Origin of the sequence: Clostridium sp., assembly GCF_032552055.1 — a bacterium.
Lineage (GTDB): Bacteria > Bacillota > Clostridia > Clostridiales > Clostridiaceae > Clostridium.
In genome coordinates this window covers 1-1,918 of sequence record NZ_JAWGSV010000381.1, presented here as the reverse complement: position 1 = coordinate 1,918, position 1,918 = coordinate 1, and the positions used below count along the sequence as shown (strand labels likewise).

General features: G+C 27.2%; 2 protein-coding genes. Both read right to left on the bottom strand.

The features are described 5' to 3' along the window. Window positions 1-206: 206 nt before the first annotated feature. Window positions 207-1,343, bottom strand: a complete 1,137-nt coding sequence (locus E6248_RS15740; RefSeq protein WP_316341710.1) for an aminotransferase class I/II-fold pyridoxal phosphate-dependent enzyme — start codon at window positions 1,341-1,343, stop codon at window positions 207-209. Between the two features lie 15 nt (window positions 1,344-1,358). Then, on the bottom strand, window positions 1,359-1,895 hold the full coding sequence (locus E6248_RS15735; RefSeq protein ID WP_316341711.1) for a cob(I)yrinic acid a,c-diamide adenosyltransferase: 537 nt from the start codon (window positions 1,893-1,895) through the stop codon (window positions 1,359-1,361). Window positions 1,896-1,918 lie beyond the last annotated feature (23 nt).

Sequence of the window (1,918 nt, the reverse complement as noted above, 5' to 3'; positions counted from 1 at the left end):
ATTATATATACATTGATTTTCTTATTATCCTTTTAATAAATTGATTTTTTTTACTTTTTATTTAAAACTTTTAAATTTTGTTAATATTGTTGATAAAATGAATAAATTAAAATAGACTGCTTTGAAGCAGTCTATTTTAATCACTATTTATATACTCTTATAAAACTAATCAAAAACCAAATTTAGCTTATTTAAAATATTTAAAGTTAATGTAATTCTTTTATAAATATTTCAATAGAATCTAAAGCTTCTTTAAGTTCTACAGATGAATAACAATAGGACATTCTTATATACCCTTCTCCCCCATATCCAAAAGCACTTCCCGGGACACAAGCTATCTTCTTTTCTTTTAGAAGCCTTAAGCAGAATTCTTCAGATGTTAAGTTGAATTTTTTTATAGAAGGAAATATATAAAAGGCTCCTTTTGGTGAAATAAATTCTAAATCCATATCTTTAAGCCTTTTCTCCACATAATCTTTCCTTAACATAAATTCCTTTTTCATTTTATCTATATTATAAAGTCCATTTCTAAGACCTTCTAATATACCAAATTGCGCTATGGAATTAGCACAGGATACACAGTATTGATGAACTTTATTTATCTCATCTATAATTGTACGGTTAGAAGCAATAAATCCCAATCTAACTCCAGTTGCAGAAAGCATTTTAGAAAAACTTCCTACATATATAATATTTTCTTTCAACTCTTCATTCATCGCAATACTATGATACTCTTCATACGTAAACGCTTCATATACTTCATCTGTTATTACTAGTAAATTATATTTTTTGATAAGATTAGCTAACTTACAGTAATCATTATAATTTAGAATAGCACCAGTAGGATTAGATGGATATGATAAAATCATATATTTAATTTGACCTTTAACAATTAGCCTATCTAATTCTTCTATATTAATAGTAAAATCTTCATTTAGTTCATAGTATACTACTACTCCACCTAAGATTTTAACTATATTTTCATATGCAGGATATCCTGGAGTAGGTATTAGTACCTTATCTCCCTTGTTAATAACTGAAGCAATTGATGAAAATAAACCTTCACTCCCACCTACAGTTATACATATTTCTTCTTTACTATAATTGATATTTTTAGATTTTAAATAATTACATACCTCTTCTCTCAGCTCTAAAACTCCTAAATTATCCGTATATATTGTCTTGTCTTCTTCTATAGCCTTTATCATGCCTAATTTTATTTCTTTTGGCATCTCAAAATCCGGCTGTCCTAAGGTAAGTGATATTGCTCCAGGAACTTCTTTTACCTTATTAAAAAACATTCTTATACCAGATATTTGAACATCATCTAAATTATAATTCATATCATAGCCCCTAACTTAATATTCAATACCCTTTCTTGCATCTATTCCCTCTTCAAAATAATGCTTAATAGGTTTCATTTCTGTTACTAGATTTGCCTTCTCTATTATTTCCTTTGGAACATTTCTTCCCGTCATAATAAGTTCCATATTTTTAGGTTTATTATTTAAAATATACAAAACTTCATCTACTGTTAAAAAATTATTAGATAGCACTGCCATAACCTCATCAATAATTAAAACATCACATTTATTATTTTTAATTACATCTAAAATAAAATTATACCCCTCTCTTATTTCTAACCTTAATTCCTCAAGTTCTCTTTCATTTAAATTCCAAGTAAAATCTTTTGGCTTTTCAAATCTAAAAATTTTAAAGTTTTCCCCCAGTTCCCCAACAGTTTTAAGTTCTCCAGTTTCTCCACCCTTTAAAAATTGCAACATAAATACTTTTAATCCATTACCATATGATCTTATACCTTGCCCAATAGCAGCAGTAGTCTTGCCCTTTCCATTTCCAGTATATATTTGAACTAAACCTTGTTCTAATTTCATATTATTTTCTCCTTTTCTAAGTA